Origin of the sequence: Chryseobacterium sp. MP_3.2, from assembly GCF_035984805.1 — a bacterium.
Lineage (GTDB): Bacteria > Bacteroidota > Bacteroidia > Flavobacteriales > Weeksellaceae > Kaistella.
Map to the genome: position 1 here is coordinate 153,497 of NZ_JAXCHW010000005.1, position 18,455 is coordinate 171,951.

General features: G+C 36.6%; 19 protein-coding genes. 5 read left to right on the top strand and 14 right to left on the bottom strand.

The features are described from left to right. Positions 1-67 precede the first annotated feature (67 nt). Positions 68-703 (bottom strand): MBL fold metallo-hydrolase, encoded by a 636-nt coding sequence (locus RCH13_RS08540; RefSeq protein ID WP_326986816.1) that lies wholly within the window; start codon positions 701-703, stop codon positions 68-70. Between the two features lie 147 nt (positions 704-850). Between RCH13_RS08540 and RCH13_RS08545 the strand changes: the two genes are divergently transcribed. Continuing rightward, positions 851-2,062 carry a type IX secretion system plug protein gene (locus RCH13_RS08545; protein ID WP_326986817.1) on the top strand — a complete coding sequence of 404 codons (1,212 nt, stop codon included), beginning with the start codon at positions 851-853 and terminating at the stop codon, positions 2,060-2,062. Between the two features lie 111 nt (positions 2,063-2,173). On the opposite strand, the gene RCH13_RS08550 is transcribed toward RCH13_RS08545, so the two are convergent. The 4 genes from RCH13_RS08550 to RCH13_RS08560 form a co-directional block, all read right to left on the bottom strand. Beyond that, positions 2,174-2,554 carry a VOC family protein gene (locus RCH13_RS08550; protein ID WP_326986818.1) on the bottom strand — a complete coding sequence of 127 codons (381 nt, stop codon included), beginning with the start codon at positions 2,552-2,554 and terminating at the stop codon, positions 2,174-2,176. Between the two features lie 286 nt (positions 2,555-2,840). Next, positions 2,841-3,017: an addiction module protein gene (locus RCH13_RS13935; protein WP_442784624.1), complete on the bottom strand. Its 177-nt coding sequence runs from the start codon at positions 3,015-3,017 to the stop codon at positions 2,841-2,843. A 118-nt stretch (positions 3,018-3,135) separates the two neighbouring features. Beyond that, on the bottom strand, positions 3,136-4,164 hold the full coding sequence (gene hemH, locus RCH13_RS08555) for a ferrochelatase (RefSeq protein ID WP_326986819.1): 1,029 nt from the start codon (positions 4,162-4,164) through the stop codon (positions 3,136-3,138). Positions 4,165-4,340: 176 nt separating this feature from the next. Beyond that, positions 4,341-5,219, bottom strand: a complete 879-nt coding sequence (locus tag RCH13_RS08560; RefSeq protein WP_326986820.1) for a NifU family protein — start codon at positions 5,217-5,219, stop codon at positions 4,341-4,343. A gap of 179 nt (positions 5,220-5,398) precedes the next feature. Between RCH13_RS08560 and RCH13_RS08565 the strand changes: the two genes are divergently transcribed. After that, the gene (locus tag RCH13_RS08565; RefSeq protein ID WP_326986821.1) at positions 5,399-5,914 is read left to right on the top strand and encodes a gamma carbonic anhydrase family protein; all 516 of its coding nucleotides are present in this window, start codon (positions 5,399-5,401) and stop codon (positions 5,912-5,914) included. Between the two features lie 17 nt (positions 5,915-5,931). On the opposite strand, the gene RCH13_RS08570 is transcribed toward RCH13_RS08565, so the two are convergent. From RCH13_RS08570 to RCH13_RS08580, 3 genes are all read right to left on the bottom strand, one after another. Further along, positions 5,932-6,390 carry a hypothetical protein gene (locus RCH13_RS08570; RefSeq protein ID WP_326986822.1) on the bottom strand — a complete coding sequence of 153 codons (459 nt, stop codon included), beginning with the start codon at positions 6,388-6,390 and terminating at the stop codon, positions 5,932-5,934. Between the two features lie 58 nt (positions 6,391-6,448). Further along, a complete protein-coding gene (locus RCH13_RS08575; RefSeq protein ID WP_326986823.1) occupies positions 6,449-6,742 on the bottom strand; it encodes a hypothetical protein in 294 nt (97 codons plus the stop codon). Positions 6,743-6,860: 118 nt separating this feature from the next. Then, positions 6,861-8,297: an NADP-dependent isocitrate dehydrogenase gene (locus RCH13_RS08580; protein ID WP_326986824.1), complete on the bottom strand. Its 1,437-nt coding sequence runs from the start codon at positions 8,295-8,297 to the stop codon at positions 6,861-6,863. Between the two features lie 85 nt (positions 8,298-8,382). Between RCH13_RS08580 and RCH13_RS08585 the strand changes: the two genes are divergently transcribed. Together RCH13_RS08585 and RCH13_RS08590 are read left to right on the top strand one after the other, a co-directional pair. After that, the gene (locus RCH13_RS08585) at positions 8,383-9,306 is read left to right on the top strand and encodes a LysR family transcriptional regulator (RefSeq protein ID WP_326986825.1); all 924 of its coding nucleotides are present in this window, start codon (positions 8,383-8,385) and stop codon (positions 9,304-9,306) included. A gap of 92 nt (positions 9,307-9,398) precedes the next feature. After that, a complete protein-coding gene (locus RCH13_RS08590) occupies positions 9,399-11,531 on the top strand; it encodes a helix-turn-helix domain-containing protein (RefSeq protein WP_326986826.1) in 2,133 nt (710 codons plus the stop codon). A 71-nt stretch (positions 11,532-11,602) separates the two neighbouring features. Here RCH13_RS08590 and lnt read toward each other — a convergent pair whose 3' ends face one another. The 6 genes from lnt to RCH13_RS08620 all read right to left on the bottom strand — a co-directional run bounded on the left by lnt (position 11,603) and on the right by RCH13_RS08620 (position 17,253). Then, positions 11,603-13,264: an apolipoprotein N-acyltransferase gene (lnt, locus tag RCH13_RS08595; RefSeq protein ID WP_326986827.1), complete on the bottom strand. Its 1,662-nt coding sequence runs from the start codon at positions 13,262-13,264 to the stop codon at positions 11,603-11,605. A 103-nt stretch (positions 13,265-13,367) separates the two neighbouring features. Continuing rightward, positions 13,368-13,733: a dihydroneopterin aldolase gene (folB, locus tag RCH13_RS08600; protein WP_326986828.1), complete on the bottom strand. Its 366-nt coding sequence runs from the start codon at positions 13,731-13,733 to the stop codon at positions 13,368-13,370. Positions 13,734-13,948: 215 nt separating this feature from the next. Next, positions 13,949-14,968 carry a quinolinate synthase NadA gene (gene nadA, locus RCH13_RS08605; RefSeq protein WP_326986829.1) on the bottom strand — a complete coding sequence of 340 codons (1,020 nt, stop codon included), beginning with the start codon at positions 14,966-14,968 and terminating at the stop codon, positions 13,949-13,951. Between the two features lie 3 nt (positions 14,969-14,971). Next, a complete protein-coding gene (locus tag RCH13_RS08610) occupies positions 14,972-15,703 on the bottom strand; it encodes an NAD(P)-binding domain-containing protein (RefSeq protein WP_326986830.1) in 732 nt (243 codons plus the stop codon). Further along, complete coding sequence (gene gmk / locus RCH13_RS08615) at positions 15,700-16,263, bottom strand: guanylate kinase (protein ID WP_326986831.1); 564 nt, start codon at positions 16,261-16,263, stop codon at positions 15,700-15,702. Before gmk ends, RCH13_RS08610 begins: the two co-directional genes overlap by 4 nt. Before the next feature lie 132 nt (positions 16,264-16,395). After that, positions 16,396-17,253 (bottom strand): YicC/YloC family endoribonuclease, encoded by an 858-nt coding sequence (locus tag RCH13_RS08620; protein WP_326986832.1) that lies wholly within the window; start codon positions 17,251-17,253, stop codon positions 16,396-16,398. 129 nt (positions 17,254-17,382) lie between these two features. On the opposite strand from RCH13_RS08620, the gene RCH13_RS08625 reads away from it, so the two are divergent. Continuing rightward, positions 17,383-18,438, top strand: coding sequence for a PASTA domain-containing protein (locus tag RCH13_RS08625; RefSeq protein WP_326986872.1), 1,056 nt, complete (start codon positions 17,383-17,385; stop codon positions 18,436-18,438). The last annotated feature ends 17 nt before the right edge of the window (positions 18,439-18,455 follow it).

Below are 18,455 nucleotides of genomic sequence, written 5' to 3' on the forward strand. Positions count from 1 at the left end.
TGAAAAGAGCCAAGTATTAATGAATATTATACTTGGCTCTTTTATTTGAACTTCGCGTTTCTACCTTCTAGAAATAAGGATTGTGATTTTTTTCAAAACCAATTGTTGTTGGGTTGCCATGACCGTTGAATACTTTAGTTTCATCTGGTAGAACAAAGATTTTCTCTTTGATGCTTTTAATTAATTGCGCGTGATCACCTTTGTACAAATCTGTTCTTCCGATGCTTCCTTCAAATAAAACATCGCCGGAAATAATTAGGGAGCCAGCTTCATGATAAAAAGCAATATGTCCCGGACAATGCCCTGGAACGTGGATGATTTTAAATTCATCCATTCCTAATTGAATGATTTCATCTTCTTTTAAATAAGAAATTTCCCCTTCAAAAGGTTTAAAGAAAAACCCAAACCTATTCGCATCCATAGGATTTCTATCTAAGATTTCTTTTTCCAGTTCATGCATTAACACAGGAACTTTATACTGATCAAAAATCGCCTGCAAACCTAAAACATGGTCAATATGTGCGTGTGTTAAGAGAACATTCTTAACTTTTAATTCCTTCGCATGGATGAAATTTTGCAAAACTTTAGTTTCTTCTTCAGAGAAATTTCCGGGATCAATAATAAAAGCTTCTTGATGCTCATTAAAAACAACGTACGTGTTTTCTGAAAAGGGATTAAAAGCAAAGGACTGAATATGCAGCATGAACTATATTTTTTACAAATTTAAATGGTAATTCCCAATTAAAAAATTTTAAGCAGAAACAATATCTTAAAAGTATTTTGGTTTTAATGAAAGCATTTCAATTTCACCTTATTCCGCATCCACCTTAAATTCATTATCTTCGCTTCAATGAAATATTTATCCTTTTTACTTTTCTTTTTCGGGGCCTATTTATTTGCACAACAAATCCAAAGTGTGCAGCTCTTTAATCCACAAACAAATGATGAAACTGCGGTAATCAGGTTCAATGAACAACTGATTTTGAAGTTTGATGATTTGTCTAATTCCAGCACAATTTACCGCTACACCATCAAACATTTTGATCGGAATTGGGAGGAGGACGATCTATTTTTTACGGAATATGCCAATGGGAGTTTAAACGGCTTGCTGGATAATTTTCAGTATTCTTTTAATACACTTCAACCTTACACCACCTATACCTTAGCTTTTCCGAATGATAAAATTCAACCTAAAATTTCGGGAAACTTTGAACTTTGGGTTTATCAGGATTCGCCGAGTAAACCCATCATCCGAAAAAGATTTTGCGTAGTAGAAGACGGTGCCAATGTAGGATTGAAAATTTCGAGAACAGCAGATGCAAGAAATCCGGAAATTAATCAGCGGGTGGAAGTTCAGGCTGTTGGAAATACGGCCGCGCTAAGTTCTAATTTGAATTCTATCACCTTAAATGTGCTTCAAAATAACAATTGGACCACCGGAATTTACAATCAAAAAGCGAGTTCTACCTTAGGAAACAAAGTGCTTTTTCAGCAATTTAATTTGGCTTTTCCGGGGAATAATGAATTTTACTATTTCGACAATAAAAACATCAATCAGCCTGTAGATATGGTGGCGCAAACTGAAATTTTGGATGGATTTAATTACACCTATTTATATCCAGTTTGGGCTTTTCCGCTTAATTATCAATTTCAGCCTGATGTAAATGGTGCCTTTTATTACCGCAGAAATGATTTGGGAATTGAGAGAAATGCAGACAGAGAAGCAGATTATGCGTGGGTTTACTTTTCTTTGGAGTCAGAGAAAACTGCTCAGGAAATTTACGTTTTGGGTGGATTCAATGATTTCTTACCTACCAAACAGAATCAAATGTTTTATGACGAACCTTCTAAAAGATATATTGCAAAAATTTATTTGAAACAAGGTTTTTACAATTATATTTTGGCCACCAAAAATCCAGATGGTTCCCTTAATTATGGCGAAATCAATGGGAATTTCTGGCAGACGGAAAACTTATACCAAGCCTTTCTATATTACAAGCCATTCGGCAGAAGTTATGATGGATTAATTGGATATGGCGAATTTCGAACGCCGATTAGGTAATTTTTTAGAAGCTTAATCCCGCTTTATCTCGTCTTTTGGACGAGATCGTTTCGATGGCTATTTGGATTCGGATTTTGAAATAAGGGAACATAAAATTGAAAAAAATCTAAGTTATTCTTCAATATTTTCCTTTGACATAATTATTCTACAATGATCAGAATCTTCAAAGCAAATACCTTTATTTTTCCAATAAGGATTTTTTGGTTCGAGTAAAGGTACTTTAAATTCTTTCAGGTTTTCCGAAATTTGATCATAGGATTTTTGAGTTTTCGGATAAAAAACCTTAGCGTCATCTTCATCAAATTTCGATTTTGGTTTTTCTTTGTTTTGCGTAAATTCTAAATGCCAATTTTCTCCTTTAACGCCGAGAAAAACACCATCATAACCATCATGATTTTTAAAATTTCCAAGAACTTCAAAATTTAAAATGGAAGTATAAAAAGTAATTAAATGTTCAATATTTTCAGTGTGTCTTGCGAAACGGACATTCATTTAAGGTTTTAGTTTTTCTGGATTTTGAGAAGTGTGGAAAATAGCAGAAATAAAAATAGTAGCGTTTTCTTTTTCGTAGCTCTAATGAATTCTGAAGGGGAACGTTTTCAAATATGTCACATGAACTTTGTCGTATTTTATTGCAGAAGATAATGGATGTTTTGCAATAAATTTCACTTTTTTATCGAGATGGTTTTTAAATCTTGCTCCTAATCCCCTTTGTCTCTTTTCATAAAAATGAACCGATTCTTTTAATTGAATTTTGGCTTTATCAGAAAGTTTATTTTCATTCTAATTCTCGATCTACTTCATCCATTACATCCTCCCAATTGTGTGCTGAAGAAGGATTCTTCTTATAATCGGCAAGTCTTTCTCGAACCTCATTTTTCTGCCAATCTGGAATTTCAAGATTGGTTTCTTGGTCTGATAAACCATCAATATAACCCCAAACTCTTTCTAAAATATTATTAGGAAGGGTTTTTAATTTTTCAGTAAGTGTTCAACAGTAATATTCATAGAATCAAAGTTAAGAAAAACCAATAATTAAAAAGACCCTCAAGAATTCTTGAGGGTCAATATTTTTAAACCAAATAAAACTCGTGTAGTTTTTCTTCGCATAATATTTTTACAACTTCAATCCAGCGGTCTTCATCATTCAAGCACGGAATGTAATGGAAGTTTTCTCCACCGCCATGTTCAAATTGCTCCTTTCCTTCTACAGAAATTTCTTCTAAAGTTTCCAAACAATCAGATACAAAAGCCGGACAAACAATTGCAAGATTTTTCACTCCTTTTTTGCCTAAATTCTCTAACGTTTCATCCGTGTAAGGTTCCATCCACTTGTCATTTCCCAAACGGGATTGAAAAGTGACCATGGTTTTTTCTTTCGGAATATTTAATTTCTCAATCACTTTTTCGGTGACTTTAAAACATTGATGACGGTAACAAAATTGGTGACTTGGATTGTCATCTCGGGAACAGCAATCGTTCAAATTACAGGTGTTAGTAGGATCCGTTTTGTAGATATGTCGCTCTGGAACACCGTGGTAAGAAAACTGCAAAGCATCAAAATTTTCTGGCAATTTTTCCCGAATACTTTCCGCCAAACAATCGATGTAAATTTCTCGGTTATAAAAAGGCTGAATGTAATTAATTTTAATAGCGGGGAAATGTTTTTTGCGCACCGCTTCAGCTTTATCGATCACCGTTTCTGTGGTGCTCATGGCGTATTGCGGGTAAAGCGGAAACAGGACGATTTCCGTAATTCCTTGCTCAGTTAATTTCCGCATTCCAGTTTCAATGCTTGGTTCTGCATAACGCATCCCGATTTCTACAGGAACATCTACAATTTTTTCCAGCTTCTTTTTTATTCTTTCTGTAATAAAAATTAAGGGCGAACCTTCATCAGTCCATACTGTTTTATAAGCTTCTGCAGATTTTTTCGGGCGCGTATTGAGGATAATTCCTTGCACGAGCAATGAGCGGAAAAACCAGCGATAATCAATCACTTTTTCATCCATTAAAAACTCATCTAAATATTCTCTTACGTCTTCCGTTTTTGTAGATCTTGGCGAACCTAAATTCACCAATAAAATTCCTTTTTTTGCCATATTTATTTTATTTGAGCGCCATAATCCGTTATCCACTTCGTCCCAATTTTGGATCGGAACGCGTTCAATCCGGCGCGTAATATTATTAGTTTTCCTTTAGACTATATTGATTATTTGATAATTTCATCCATCATCCATCATCCATCATCCATCATCCATCATCCATCATCCATCAGTTAACCATTTACTGCTTCCACATTCTCTACCAAGTCTGGTAAAAATTGTTTCAAAATATTTTCAATTCCGCCCTTTAAGGTTGCAGTAGAACTCGGGCAGCCAGAACATGCACCTTGAAGCAACATTTTTGCAGTTTTCGTTTTTGCATCATATTCCATCAAAGAAATTTTTCCGCCGTCGCCTTCTACGGCAGGAGCTACGTACTCGGTTAGGATATCGGAAATTTTTTGTTCTGTTTCCGTATATTCTCTGTTGATGAGATTTTCAACGGGATTTTCATGTTTTTGTGGTTGAACTGCAGAAACCTTTCCACCGTCCTGCAGATATTTTTCAATAAATGCTTTCATTGTAACCATCACTTCATGCCATTCTACGTCTACTTTTTTCGTTACCGCAACAAAATTATCAGATATAAAAACTTCTTTTGTAAAATCAAATTCGTCATAAATAGCCTTCGCTAAAGGGATTTCTACGGCATCTTCTTTCGTTTTAACTTCCACAAAACCCTCCAATAAATTAAGCGTGGAAACAAATTTCATCACCGCAGGATTAGGTGTCATCTCTGCATAAATCTGATGAACTTCTTGATTTTTCTGCAAGTAAATTCTTGGATTTGCCGTTAACTCATCTTCAATAATGTCCTTTAAACTTTCTACTACAAATTCCCAATCTACAAGGTCTTGTTTTGCAATGGCAATGAAATTAGCCGTAATAAAAATTCTTTCTACGAAAGGATAATTAAAAAGATGCTGTGCCATCGGAATTTTCGATATGTCTGAATTTCTATCAAGTTCCAATGATCCCGGTATTAAGTTGTAATCCGCTACAAACTTCATTACTTTTGGGTTTTCCGTGGGCTCTATAATTATTTGTCTCATTTTAATTTCCTAAATTTGAGTGCAAAAATACGGATAAGAAACTACAATCTTTCCCTCTTATTTTAGACGCTGTCAATCTGCTTTATTAGGAAAAAAACACAGCGTTAGAAGTGGAAAGGAAATGATTCATTTTTGAACCTGCATTTTGAACACATTTATTTAAATTCAAGAAATAAAATATGGCAATTGTAAAAGAACTTTTAGGAAAAACACCTCAGATTGGAGCCAACACCTTTTTGGCTGAAACCGCAACGGTTATTGGCGATGTTACAATGGGTGAAAACTGCAGTATTTGGTACAATGCCGTCATTCGGGGCGATGTTCATTTCATCACACTCGGAAATAAAGTGAATGTTCAAGACAATGCAATGCTACATTGCACTTATGAGAAATACCCGCTTATTATTGGTCATAATGTTTCCATTGGTCATAATGCAATTGTTCACGGGTGCACTATCAAAGACAATGTGCTCATCGGAATGGGTTCCATTGTGATGGACGATTGTGTGGTAGAAAGCAACTCTATAGTTGGTGCAGGTTCTGTGGTTATTCAGGGAACCCACATTAAATCTGGAGAAGTTTGGGCTGGAACTCCCGCACGGAAAATCAAAGACATTTCCGCAGAATTGTTAGAAGGGGAAGTCAATAGAATTGCAGAAAATTATGTAAAATATTCCTCTTGGTACAAAGAGTAAAACTTTTTTCCGGTAATTTACTGCACAGTTAAGGCTGCAGAATTTTCATTCATTAAAACAGCTTTTCCCTCCACGCACGCAATTTCAGTTGGAGGAAGCACGATTGCACAATCCGACATTAACCGGTATTTTTTGTTAAATGCATCTTGCATAGCAGTCAATTTATTGACCTTTGGTAAAATTTCTTCTGCTAATTTTTTTGGATACGCGATATAAGAACTTGGTCCACCACATGGTTTTGCTCCAATGGCTGTAAAGGTCCACTCTTCAGGATTTGGACAATTCACTGTTTGAATCAATGAGTCAATCTCCAGCATGACCATTTTTAATTGTTCCTGCTCTAACTGCTGAGAAATATTATTTTCTGGCTTCAAAGAAATATCTTTGGGCAGGGTATCTACATCAACGACGGCGTTTTTAGACTTACAGCTGTTTATAAAAAGAAGAGCAATTGCAGTGATGACAACGTTTTTCATGATGATTGATTAGGTGCCTTGCAAAAATAATATAAATTCTTTAACTTCTCTATTCTTGTCAATGATCTTTGAGGGATTTAATTGCGCTAATTTTAATTTCAGATCTTATTTCTAGAATTTCCCCCTGTTTTTCTGCGTCTTCCAAAAGTTTAGAAATTTCTCCCAAAGTCTCTTGAAGTTGCTTTATGCGGTGATGAGAATGCTCCACAACTTTTCCAAAACGCTCTTGATTGCTGAAATTTTTCATTCGGTGAAATTGCATTTTACTTTTAAAAACGCTTGTCAAAATATCGCTGCTTTCTTTCGGCGAAAATTGCCCCGAGATGAGCGTGAAAGTTTTAGTGTCTGTCATAAATTTTTTTTAGCTGATTAAAATTGAGATTAATGTCAATGTGAATAGAGTAGAAAAAGTCCGATGCTGGATCGGACTTCCTGTTAATTTCATCTAGCGCTCCTTTGCGAGTGAAACGCTATTGACCTTGTCCTAAGGAATAACCTTTCACGCCATCAAATTCATAAAGGTTTTCAGTTTTTATCACGTCTATTTTTGCGTCTAAAGCCGTTGATAATAGATTGATGATGTTGTTTTTAAATAGAAATTTACCATTTTTTGGTGTGTACCTGCATCGCCAATGATCGGTACAAAAAGTTTCCGAAAAACCTTCTGGCCATACCTTGATTCCGCGGTTTGTAATCATGGTCAAATGCTTATTTTCTGTATTTATTTTTTGCATAATTTCCGCCAGTTCATTGGGATCTGTGCCTTTCCAGTCTACAAATAAGTCTACGCCAACCAACTCTTTATTCGCTGGTGCTTTTTTTACATATTTTGGTAAGTTTAAAACGGCATCTTTCACAAATTTCACAGGTTTTAAAACACTGGGAATGTGACCTAAATTTTTAATTATCGCTTCTGCAAATTCGCTTGTTCCCACTTTTTCTTTACTGATTCCTTCTTTAAAAATATCATAAGTGTGAATTCCATCTTCGATGGTTTTTAACCAGGCATTTTGCACATTTTCTGCGACTTCCGTTTGTCCGATGTGATTCAACATCATGATCGCACCCTGCAATAGTCCAGATGGATTGGCCAAATTTTGTCCCGCTCTTCTTGGTGCAGAACCGTGAATTGCTTCAAACATTGCGCATTCTTCTCCAATATTTGCGGAGCCCGCTAAACCGACGGAGCCTGCAATTTGGGCCGCGATATCAGAAATCACATCGCCGTATAAATTTAAAGTAACAATCACATCAAAAATTTCGGGAGTATCGGCCATCTTCGCAGAGCCAATATCGATGATCCAGTGCTCATTTTCAATCTCGGGATATTCCAGAGCAATTTCATCAAAAACTTTATGGAACAATCCGTCGGTTTGCTTCATGATATTGTCTTTCGTGAAACAAGTCACTTTTTTTCTACCATAGACTTTCGCATATTCGAAAGCATATCTCACAATTTTTTCACAACCGGGACGACTGATCAATTTTAGGCATTGAACCACTTCATCCGTTTGCTGATGCTCAATTCCCCCGTACAAATCCTCTTCATTTTCCCGAATGATAACAAGGTCCATTTCTTGATGTTTTGTTTCTACAAAAGGGTGCAAACTGAAGCACGGTCGAACATTTGAATATAAACCGAGAAATTTTCGGGTGGTCACATTTAGACTTTTGTAACCGCCACCTTGAGGGGTCGTGATCGGCGCTTTCAAAAAAACTTTATTTTTTCTGATGGTGTCCCAAGATGTTGAGGCAATCCCGTTCGAGTTTCCCGCGAGATATACTTTTTCGCCCACTGCAATTTGATCGATTTCAATTTGAGCACCTGCTGCTAAAATAATTTTTAAAGTGGCGTCCATAATTTCTGGACCAATTCCATCTCCTTTTGCTACGGTAATTCTTGTCATTTTATATTTTTTGATGGGACAAATTTGCATCATATAATTCATATATTTTTATATATATTTGTAATGGTTTCCATAAATATATTTAATGAATTATACTTTAAATCAACTTCGAATTTTTTTAAAAGTCGTGCAGACCGAAAGCGTGACCAAAGCTGCTGAAGAACTTTTCTTAACACAACCTGCCGTTTCTATACAGCTCAAAAATTTTCAGGATCAGTTTGATATTGCTTTGACGGAAGTAGTAGGAAGAAAAATTTATATCACCGATTTTGGGAGAGAAATTGCAGAAGCTGCCGAAAATATAATCAATCAAGTGCATGCCATTAATTATAAGACATTGGCTTATAAAGGGCAACTCACCGGGAAATTGAAAATTTCTGTAGTCTCTACGGGGAAATATTTAATGCCCTATTTTCTTTCAGAATTTATGAGTGAAAATAAGGGAGTTGAGCTATTAATGGATGTTACCAATAAAAGCAGAGTCATAGAAAGTCTGGAAAATAACGCCGTCGATTTCGCTTTGGTCTCTATTTTACCTCCAACGCCAAATGTTGAAAAGATAGATTTGCTTCAGAATAAATTATACTTGGTAGGGAGTAGCAAAATCAATTTCGAACAGGGAAGTTCCACGAAAGAAATTCTAGAAAGCATTCCTATTATTTTTCGGGAGAAAGGTTCCGGAACAAGACAAACCATGGAGAAATTTTTTACAGACAATAAAATTTCTGTGTTGAAAAGATTGGAGCTAACTTCTAATGAAGCTGTGAAACATGCTTTAATAGCAGGTTTAGGATTTTCCATCATGCCACTCATTGGGATAAAGAATGAATTGCACAATAAAGAGTTGCAAATTATTCCCCTCAAAGAATTTCCCATCAAAACGACTTGGAGCTTAATCTGGTTAAAGGGAAAAAATCAAACTTTAGTTTCCGCGGCCTACCTAGAATTTTTAAATAGAGAAAGAGCAAATATTGTCCAGTCGAAATTTATATGGTCAGAACAGTATTAATGAGTCTTATTTTCATTTTAAATGCATAAAGAAAATTTATTTTCAGAAAAAATCACTTCGCCCATTCCATCCAATTTCCCTAAATTTGACTGATGAATGAATCGCTCTTCAATTTAGTAGAATTTACCAACCGAAGCCTCTTTTTGACGGGAAAAGCGGGAACGGGAAAAACTACTTTTCTCAATGATTTCGTAAGAAAAACCCGCAAAAAACATATTGTAGTTGCACCCACCGGAATTGCTGCAATTAATGCAGGTGGGGTTACGATTCATTCTATGTTCGGTCTTCCTTTGCGCACATTTTTGCCTACCACAGAGAGAATAGACAGCGATTTTGCAAATAACATTGCAGATTTGATGAACCATTTCCGCTATCGGAAAGATAAATTGAAACTCCTGCGGGAAATTGAAATTATCATCATCGATGAGGTTTCTATGTTGCGTGCGGATGTTTTAGATATGATGGATTTTTCTCTCAGAACAGTGCGCCGGAATCAGCAAAAATTTGGCGGAGTTCAGATGCTTTTCATCGGGGATTTGTATCAGTTGCCACCTGTGGTCAGAGATGAGCATATTTTAAAGAAATTTTATACCTCGCCTTTTTTCTTTGAAAGTTATGCCTTGAAAGAACTGCCGTTAATCACTTTGGAATTAACAACCGTTTACCGCCAAAAAGATGAAAAATTCCTCGATATTTTAAATGAAATACGCGATGGAGCCATTGGTGATATTGATTTTGACACTTTAAATGAAAGGTATATTCCAGATTTCGAACCGAAAGAGGAAGCCTATGTTTATTTGACCTCTCATAACAGAATGGCAGATGAAATCAACGTGAAAAAATTAAAAGAACTTCCCGGAAAATCACATTACTACAGTGCAGAAATAACCGGAAACTTCAATGAAAACCAATATCCAAATGACGAAATTTTGGAGTTAAAAGTTGGGGCTCAGATTATGTTTTTGCGAAATGATGCCAGTGGAGAGCGGCGCTATTTTAATGGTAAGCTCGCCGAGGTGGTAGAAGTAGAAGAAAAAGAAATCTCCGTCATCATTGATGGTGAAGATGAAATCTTCAAACTTAAAAAAGAAAACTGGGATCAGAAACGCTATTCCTTGGCCGAAGATAAAAGCGTGCAGGAAGAAGTTCTGGGCAGTTTTAAACAATATCCCATTCGTTTAGCTTGGGCGGTGACCATTCATAAATCGCAGGGTTTAACGTTCGACCGATTGATTATCGATGCCGGAAAATCTTTCGCCTCCGGTCAGGTTTATGTGGCGCTTTCTCGGTGCCGAACTTTAGAAGGAATTGTGCTGAAATCTAAAATTACACCCGAAGTTATTTTTTCCGACAAACGCGTGGCTAAATTTCAGGATGAAACACATGCAAATGACCGAATGGAAGAAATTCTGCAGGCAGAAAAATATGATTACAGCATCACCAAAATGATGAGCCGCTTGGATTGCAGATGGATGAGTTCTGCTTTGGAACTTTGGTTTAATCAAGCCAAGTTCAGTAAATTTTTAGATAATGACAAAGCCAAATTTATTCACGGCAGTTTAAAACCAGAGGTGCAAAATTTCGGTAAGATTTTTGAAAAATTCGAAAAGATTATTCAACAAAAAGTTCAGAAATTTCTGGATGGAACAGAAGAATGGTCAGAAGTTGAAGAGAAAGCCAAAGGAGCCGTCACCTTCTTTTTCACCAACGTTAATACGAAAGTTTTCGCACCGTTGAAAGATTTTTATGCAGAGAGCAAAGGCGTAAAAGGCTTGAAACAATACAATGAAGATTTCCGGGTTTTTCTGGATGATTTAGAAGATTATTTGAATGATTTAAAAGACGTGCGGCTTTTGGAAAAATTTCTCTTTGATTCCGCTATTGATGTTCCAGTCACGGCTAAAATCGCAAAAATTCCTTCTCATATTTTGACTTTCCAGCTTTTTGAAGAAGGTAAATCTATTCCAGAAATCGCGAAAGAGCGAGGTTTGGTAACAGAAACAATATTTGGACATTTAGCGAAGTTTGCAGAGCAAGGATTATTAGACATCAAAAAAGTGTTACCAAAAGAAAAGATCAGCGCTTTTCAGAAAGAATTCAAGAAAAATAATTCCCACGAAACGTTAACGGACTGGAAACGAAATCTTTCCGACGATTTTGAATTTAATGAAATCCGATTATTGTTGAACCATTTCAATCATTTGAAATCAAAAAAGGAAAAATAAGACAGAATTTATACATAGAAAAAGTCGCGAAATTTTATTGTCGCGACTTTTTTATTTGGGCTGAAATCAATTTATCTTTTAATGACAATTTTCTTCGGCGGTTCTGGTGGTTTTCTGTTTTGGTATTTTTTGATGAGCGTGTAAAACACCAAGAAACCCAACACAAATATAGAAAGTCGGGAAAGCAAATCGCCTGCTTTGGTATAAAACGTTACTTTCTCATACAAATTAACTTTCGCGAAAAGGGTGGTTTTATCTCCGTAAAAAGTATCCGCTACCACTTCACCTCTCGCGTCAATATGCGCAGAAATTCCACTGTTCGCGGCTCTGGCAATTTCTCTACGTGTCTCTATAGCGCGCAATTTTGCGTAAGACATTAATTGTTCGTGTCCTTGCGTTTCTCCCCACCAAGAATCATTCGTCATGATGGCTAAGAAATTAGCGCCTTTTTTAATGTAATCGGTTACGAATTCTCCGTAAATACTTTCGTAACAAATAATGGGAGCCAATTTGCCTTGGTTAAAAGAATTGGTAAAAACTTTTCGCTCTGGATCCATGCCGAGAGAAGCTGTAGTTCCGCCTAAATCAATCATGGAGTCGCCCAACAATGGTTTTAAAACATTGATGTAAGGAAACAATTCTACGCCGGGAACTAGCTTTCCTTTGTGATAAACCTCTACTTTTTGATTCGGAATAATTTGTACGGCAGAGTTGTAACTGTCTACGAAACTTCCCGCAGAAGTCTGATAAGCTGTATTGGATTCTTTTTCATCTCGGGAATAAAATCGATGCGAAGAAATTCCCGTCGCGAAAATAGATTTTGGATGTGAGGATAAAAATCCTTTCACTTGATTTAAAAGTAAACTTTGCTCAAAGCCTCTTTCAGAAATGGAGCCATAACCGGGCAAAGAAGTTTCGGGGCCGATGAAATAATCAACTTGTCCCGTCGCATTTTCTTGCGCTAAAGTCAGCAATTCACTTAAAATCGTTAAACTGTCTTTAGAATATTTTTCATTGTACGGATCAAGATCTGGCTGCAACATTAAAACATTCACTTGTCCGATGGGTTTCTCCTCGAAATTATTGTACTTCAATAAAGAAATTCCCATGGGAATAAAGATGAAAGCAGCTAAAACTGCAATATTGGTAATTAAAGATTTTCTTTTTCTGCCCGCTTCATATATTCTAATCGTATAAAAAACGTACACGTTGATCAGCAGAATCCAGAAACTTCCGCCTGTTGCACCTAAAGTATCATACCATTGGATCATTTTCGGATACTCAGAGAAAACATTTCCCAAGTTTAACCAGGGCCAAGTAAATTCCCAACTCAAATGAACTTTCTCGAAAACCATCCAAATCGCTACAAAAAAGACCAACCCAAAATAGGTTCCCTGCGCTTTTTTATAGTAATGGAAGAGTTGAAAAATAGCAGCGTAGAAAAAAGAATTAAATAAAACCGGAAATACTACGGCCATCATAGAATGACTGCCATCAGGGTTTTTTGCACCGTACAACCATCCTGTGGTTACGATATTCCAAATGAAGAAACACAGATAAGTGAGTCCAAATATGGTGAGGCTTTTATTTTTTATTTTGGAAAAATGTGTGATGTCATGCTCCATCAATAATAGGGGGACGAGGGCGAAAAAGATAAAAAAGGGAATTCCGTACGTGGGCCAAGAAATGCTGAGCAACATCGCAGAGATTAAAGAAAGCAGAAGATATTTCATAAATTTTTGAGGAGTTCTGAGGTAATAGAAAGTGGTAATAGTTTTCCAGAAGCAAATTTAAAGAAAATTAGGTGAGGGAAATTTCCTTTCAAATTGTATTTTTCTATGGAGCAAATGACTTTTCCATTTCCACACTTACACCGTCCATTTCGCCGGGCATGGGTGGATTGGTTTTGGTCAATTTAATTTTAGCAGCGGTGATTTGCGGGAAGGAAGATTGCAGTCGGTTAAAAATTCTGCCAATCACATGTTCTAATAATTGGGAGTTAATTTTCATTTCAGCATGAATGATATCGTTGATTTTCGCGTAGTTGATGGTGTCTTTTAAATCATCGGAAGCGGCCGCTTTAGACAGATCTGCCTGAATTTCTGCATTGATGATGTAATACGTTCCGATAATGGTTTCCTCTGGCAGTACGCCGTGAAAGGCATAAATTTTTAGGTTTTCTAACAGTATTTTTGAGGTCATAAGTTTTCTTATTTAAAATTTAAAAACTGCTCTTCAACTGAGCTCACTCTGCAATAGGGATGGAAGTGAAAATCCCGCAGTCTCGTCTCGAAGGACGAGATGAGGAATTGCAACGGACAGCCCGGCTTTTTTTGGAGGGAAAAGAGAAGGCGAAAAAGATTGCCCAAAAGATATTTTAAAACTTTGTCAAAGATTTAAAATTTGGCAAAGTGAATTTATTTAATGGTTTTAGACAATTCGAGCATCGCTTCAATTGGTTTCAGCGCTTTTAATCGCAATTCTTCATCTATTAAAATTTCTGGTAATTCGTATTTCATGCAGAGGTACAATTTTTCCATAGTGTTTCTTTTCATGTAAAAACATTCGGAACAGTTGCAGCTTTCGTCATACACAAGAGCGGGAAGCAATTCTTTGTGCGGCGCGCGTTTACGCATTTCGTGTAGAATTCCTTCTTCCGTTGCGACGACAAACTTCTGACCATCATCTTTCTCCACATAGTTGAGCAGGGCAGAAGTGGATCCAATAAAATGCGCCAAATCCAAAACGGAAGTTTCACTTTCTGGGTGTGCAATTAATTTAGCATCTGGGTTTGCGGCCATTTGCTGCGCAATTCTTTCCATAGAAAAAGCCTCGTGCACGATGCAACTGCCGTCCCAGAGAATCATATCACGACCTGTTTTTTTGGCTAAATATTTACCCAGATTTTTATCGGGTGCGAAAATAATTGGACGATCCAAAGGCAAAGATTTAATGATGGTTTCTGCATTAGAACTCGTCACGATGATATCTGACTCTGCTTTCGTTTCTGCATTGCAATTTATGTAAGTTGCGATCAATGCGTTGGGATGTTTTTCTCGCATGGAGCGCAAACCTTCTCCGCTGCAACCATCTGCGAGGGAACATCCGGCTTGAGTGTCTGGTAAAACGACCTTTTTCGTTGGGTTCAAAATCTTCGCGGCTTCTGCCATAAAATGAACGCCGCAAAATACAATCATATCTGCATCTGTATCCTTTGCTTGTCGCGCTAATTGCAATGAATCACCTAAAAAATCTGCAATATCTTGAATGTCGGGCGTTTGATAATAATGCGCCAAAATAACGGCGTTTTTTTCTTTTTTTAAAGCCAAGATTGCCTGCACCAATTCTTCACCTTGTGGAATTTTTAGGTTGTCTATTTTTAAAAATCCTCTTACGGGAAGATTTGATTTTGCTTGATCTAATGTTTCTGTACTCATGGGTCAAAAATATTTTGGATTGGGATGTATAAATGTATAATGATAATCTTGAATCAATTTTTCGGAGGAGATTAGTCGCTCGAATTTTGGCTGATTCTCTGCTGGTTCTGAAGAAATTTCTACTCCTAAAACTTCTGCAATCGTTGGATGTTCTGGCGCAACAATATTATAAGTTTCTCCTTGGGTAGGGGAGTTCAAAAATAATTCCACGATTTTTAAAATATCGTCGTAATGAATGTAATTTGTGAGTTTCGATGGATTTTCAGGCGTTCTGTTCTTGAACATATTTTTTAGTCCTCTTTCATCCCCCATTAAACCGCCGAAACGCAGAATATTGGTTTGTGGATATTTTTCTCTAACTAAATTTTCTGCATTCAAAATATCGGAGCGCAAATTGTCTCTGTCTTTTTCTGTAAAAGTTTTGTTTTCTTGCGGATAAATTCCTGTAGAACTGAAAAGCATTGTTTTTGGGAAATGGATTTGCAGTTTTTGAAAGCCTTCTAACCATGAATCTCTGGAAATCGGCATGCTGAAAATAGCGTAATCAATATTTTTTAAAAAATCGAAATCTTTGGTGGTGTTAAAATCCAGTAAATACACTTCGGTTGCACTTTCTTTTAATAATTCTACTTTCTCCGGGGTAGTAGTTGTGGCAATAACGTGGTGGTTTTTGCCGACCAAATATTTTCCTAATCTGCTCCCAACCCAACCGCAACCTATGATGGCTATTTTCATAATGCTAAAAATTCTTGGATGATATTCTCGATGTCAGTTTTTGCAGTATCTAAATTATTGTTGACCACAATTTCATCGAATTCTGTTTTAAAGGTCATTTCGTCTGCTGCTTTTTGAACACGTGTTTTAATAGTGTCTGAATCATCTGTTCCACGGGCGATGAGTCGTAATTCCAGTTCTGCCACAGAAGGTGGCATAATGAAAACGGATAAAGCCTGTTCCCCAAAATATTTCTTCAAAGAAATACCTCCTTTTACATCCACATCGAAAATAACGACTTTTCCATCTTTCCAAATTCTGTCCACTTCAGATTTTAATGTTCCGTAGTATTTATCTGCATACACTTCTTCAAATTCTACAAAAGCATCTTCAGTTATTTTTTTTCTGAAATCATCAGGACTAACAAAATGATAATCAATGCCGTTGATTTCTGTTCCACGAGCATTTCTTGTTGTGCAAGAAATGGAAAAAGCCAGTTCAGGAAAAGTTTCCAGACAGTGTTTAACCAAAGTGGTTTTCCCACTTCCGGAAGGTGCTGAAAAGATGATGACTTTATTCATGAGCGTTTTATATTTGATAGACGGATAGATGATAGACGAGTCGTGACTAAATTGTCGAAAAATTTCTGATAAATCTTTTTAGCGAATTAATTAAGTCTTTTATCTATTCGTCTATTATCTTTTTGTCTTGATCTAAAGTACGTTGAGAGTTTGTTCCTTAATTTTTTCCAAATCGTCTTTCATCATGACCACTAATTTTTGGATTTCTGCATGATTGGCTTTGGAACCTAAAGTATTGATTTCCCGCCCAATTTCTTGGCCAATGAACCCTAATTTTTTACCATTGAAATCTTCCTCAGTCATTACTTCTGTGTAATATTTCAAATGTTGAGAAAGTCTAACTTTTTCTTCTGCAATGTCTAATTTCTCAGTGTAATACGCCATTTCTTGATAGAATCGAGTTTCATCAATCTGATCGAACTCGTGCAAAGATTTGCGGTAGCGTTCTTTTACACCGTCCATTCTTACTTGCTCATACGGTTCTACAGCGAGTAAATATTTCTCAATATTATTAATGTTGCGCTGCAATTCTTCTTTTAAAATTTCACCTTCAGTTCTGCGGAAATTATCAAACTTGGCAATGGCTTTGTCAATTAATGTCTTTAAAAACTGCCATTCAGACGCTGTGAGTTCTTCGCTTTTAGAGGAAATTGCATCGGGCATTCTCACGGCCATTTTTAGATACTCGAAATCTGGTCCATCTCCGGCAACTTTTTTTAATTCTGCCATGTAAGACTGCACGAGTTCATGATTAATGTTTACATCGGTGACGTTATCCAGCATTTCTAGATTGATATAGCAATCTACTTTTCCGCGCAGTATTCGGTCATTGAGCAATTTTCTAATCTCAAATTCCTTCTCCTTGAAGCGGGAAGGCATTTTAATGTTGAGGTCGAAAGATTTGCTGTTAAGAGATTTTATATCAAGGGTGATTTTTTTTTCTTCGAAAACACCTTCGCTTCTGCCGAAGCCGGTCATGGATAGAATCATGTATTTGATTTAGTAGACAAAGATAAATATTTATAAACTTTCTAGCTTATAAATTTTAGAATGCAAAATTCCACAGGGGCAAAAACTATTATTTTATATATTTGCACCTATATCTTAAGATTAAAAATTATGCTAAAATCGCTTTTCCATTGGAAAGTCTTAGTAAATGTCCTTTTGGCAGCCGTAGTATTCACAGGTTTGGTTTGGTTAACTTTCCGTTGGTTAGAACTTCATACCAATCATGGGAAGGAAATAGCAGTACCGAATGTAATGAACAGATCTGTTCACGACGCTATTAAAATTCTAGATGATTCTGGGTTAGAATATGAAGTAGACAGTTTTAAATATGATCCAAGATATAAGCCTTTCCAGGTTTTGCAGATTTACCCTTCTCCCGGTTCCCGTGTGAAAGATGGTAGAACAATTATCATGAAGGTGAATCCAAGAACTTATGCACAAGTTTCTGTACCCGATGTTCTAGACCGTTACAAGGGATTGGCTTTCCGCCAGTTAGAGCAGGTAGGATTGAAAGTGGGCGATACCATTTTCGAACCGAGCATTCAGCGAGACGCTATTATCCGCTTGGTTTATAATGGTACGAATCTAAAACCCGGAACTCTACTGCCAAGATTTACAACCATTGATGTGGTCATTGGAGCAGGTCCGAGAAGAAATATTTCTGTACCCAATCTTGTTGGTTTAACAGTTCAAGAAGCCAAAGCCATTATTGCACAAAATTTATTTGAAGTGGGATTGGTGGAACATGAAGATGAAGGCCGAGATGAGTCAGATATCGTTTATTACCAAGATCCAGCGCCTTTTGATGTAAGAGATCAAGGAATGCAAATTGATATTTGGGCGAGTAAAAAAACTCCTGCAGAAATGGGCGGAAAAATTTCTCAGCTCAATTCTATTTATCGAATAAAAATTGATCCTTATGTTCCGGGTATGGATGATATCCCAACCTACAGTCCACCAGTAGAGCAATATACGCCAAGGCCAGAAAGTCAGAGGCCAGAAAGTCCAAAAGTACAAACGTTGCCAACAGAAACACCGAAACAAGAACCTGCGAAAACCACTGCGGAGCCAAAACCTAAAACTACAGCTCCTGCAACGACGCCAAAAGCAACTGCACCGAAAAAAGTGGAAGAAAAGCCCAAAGCGAAGAAAGTAATCGTGGAATAATTTGTTCCTACAAAATA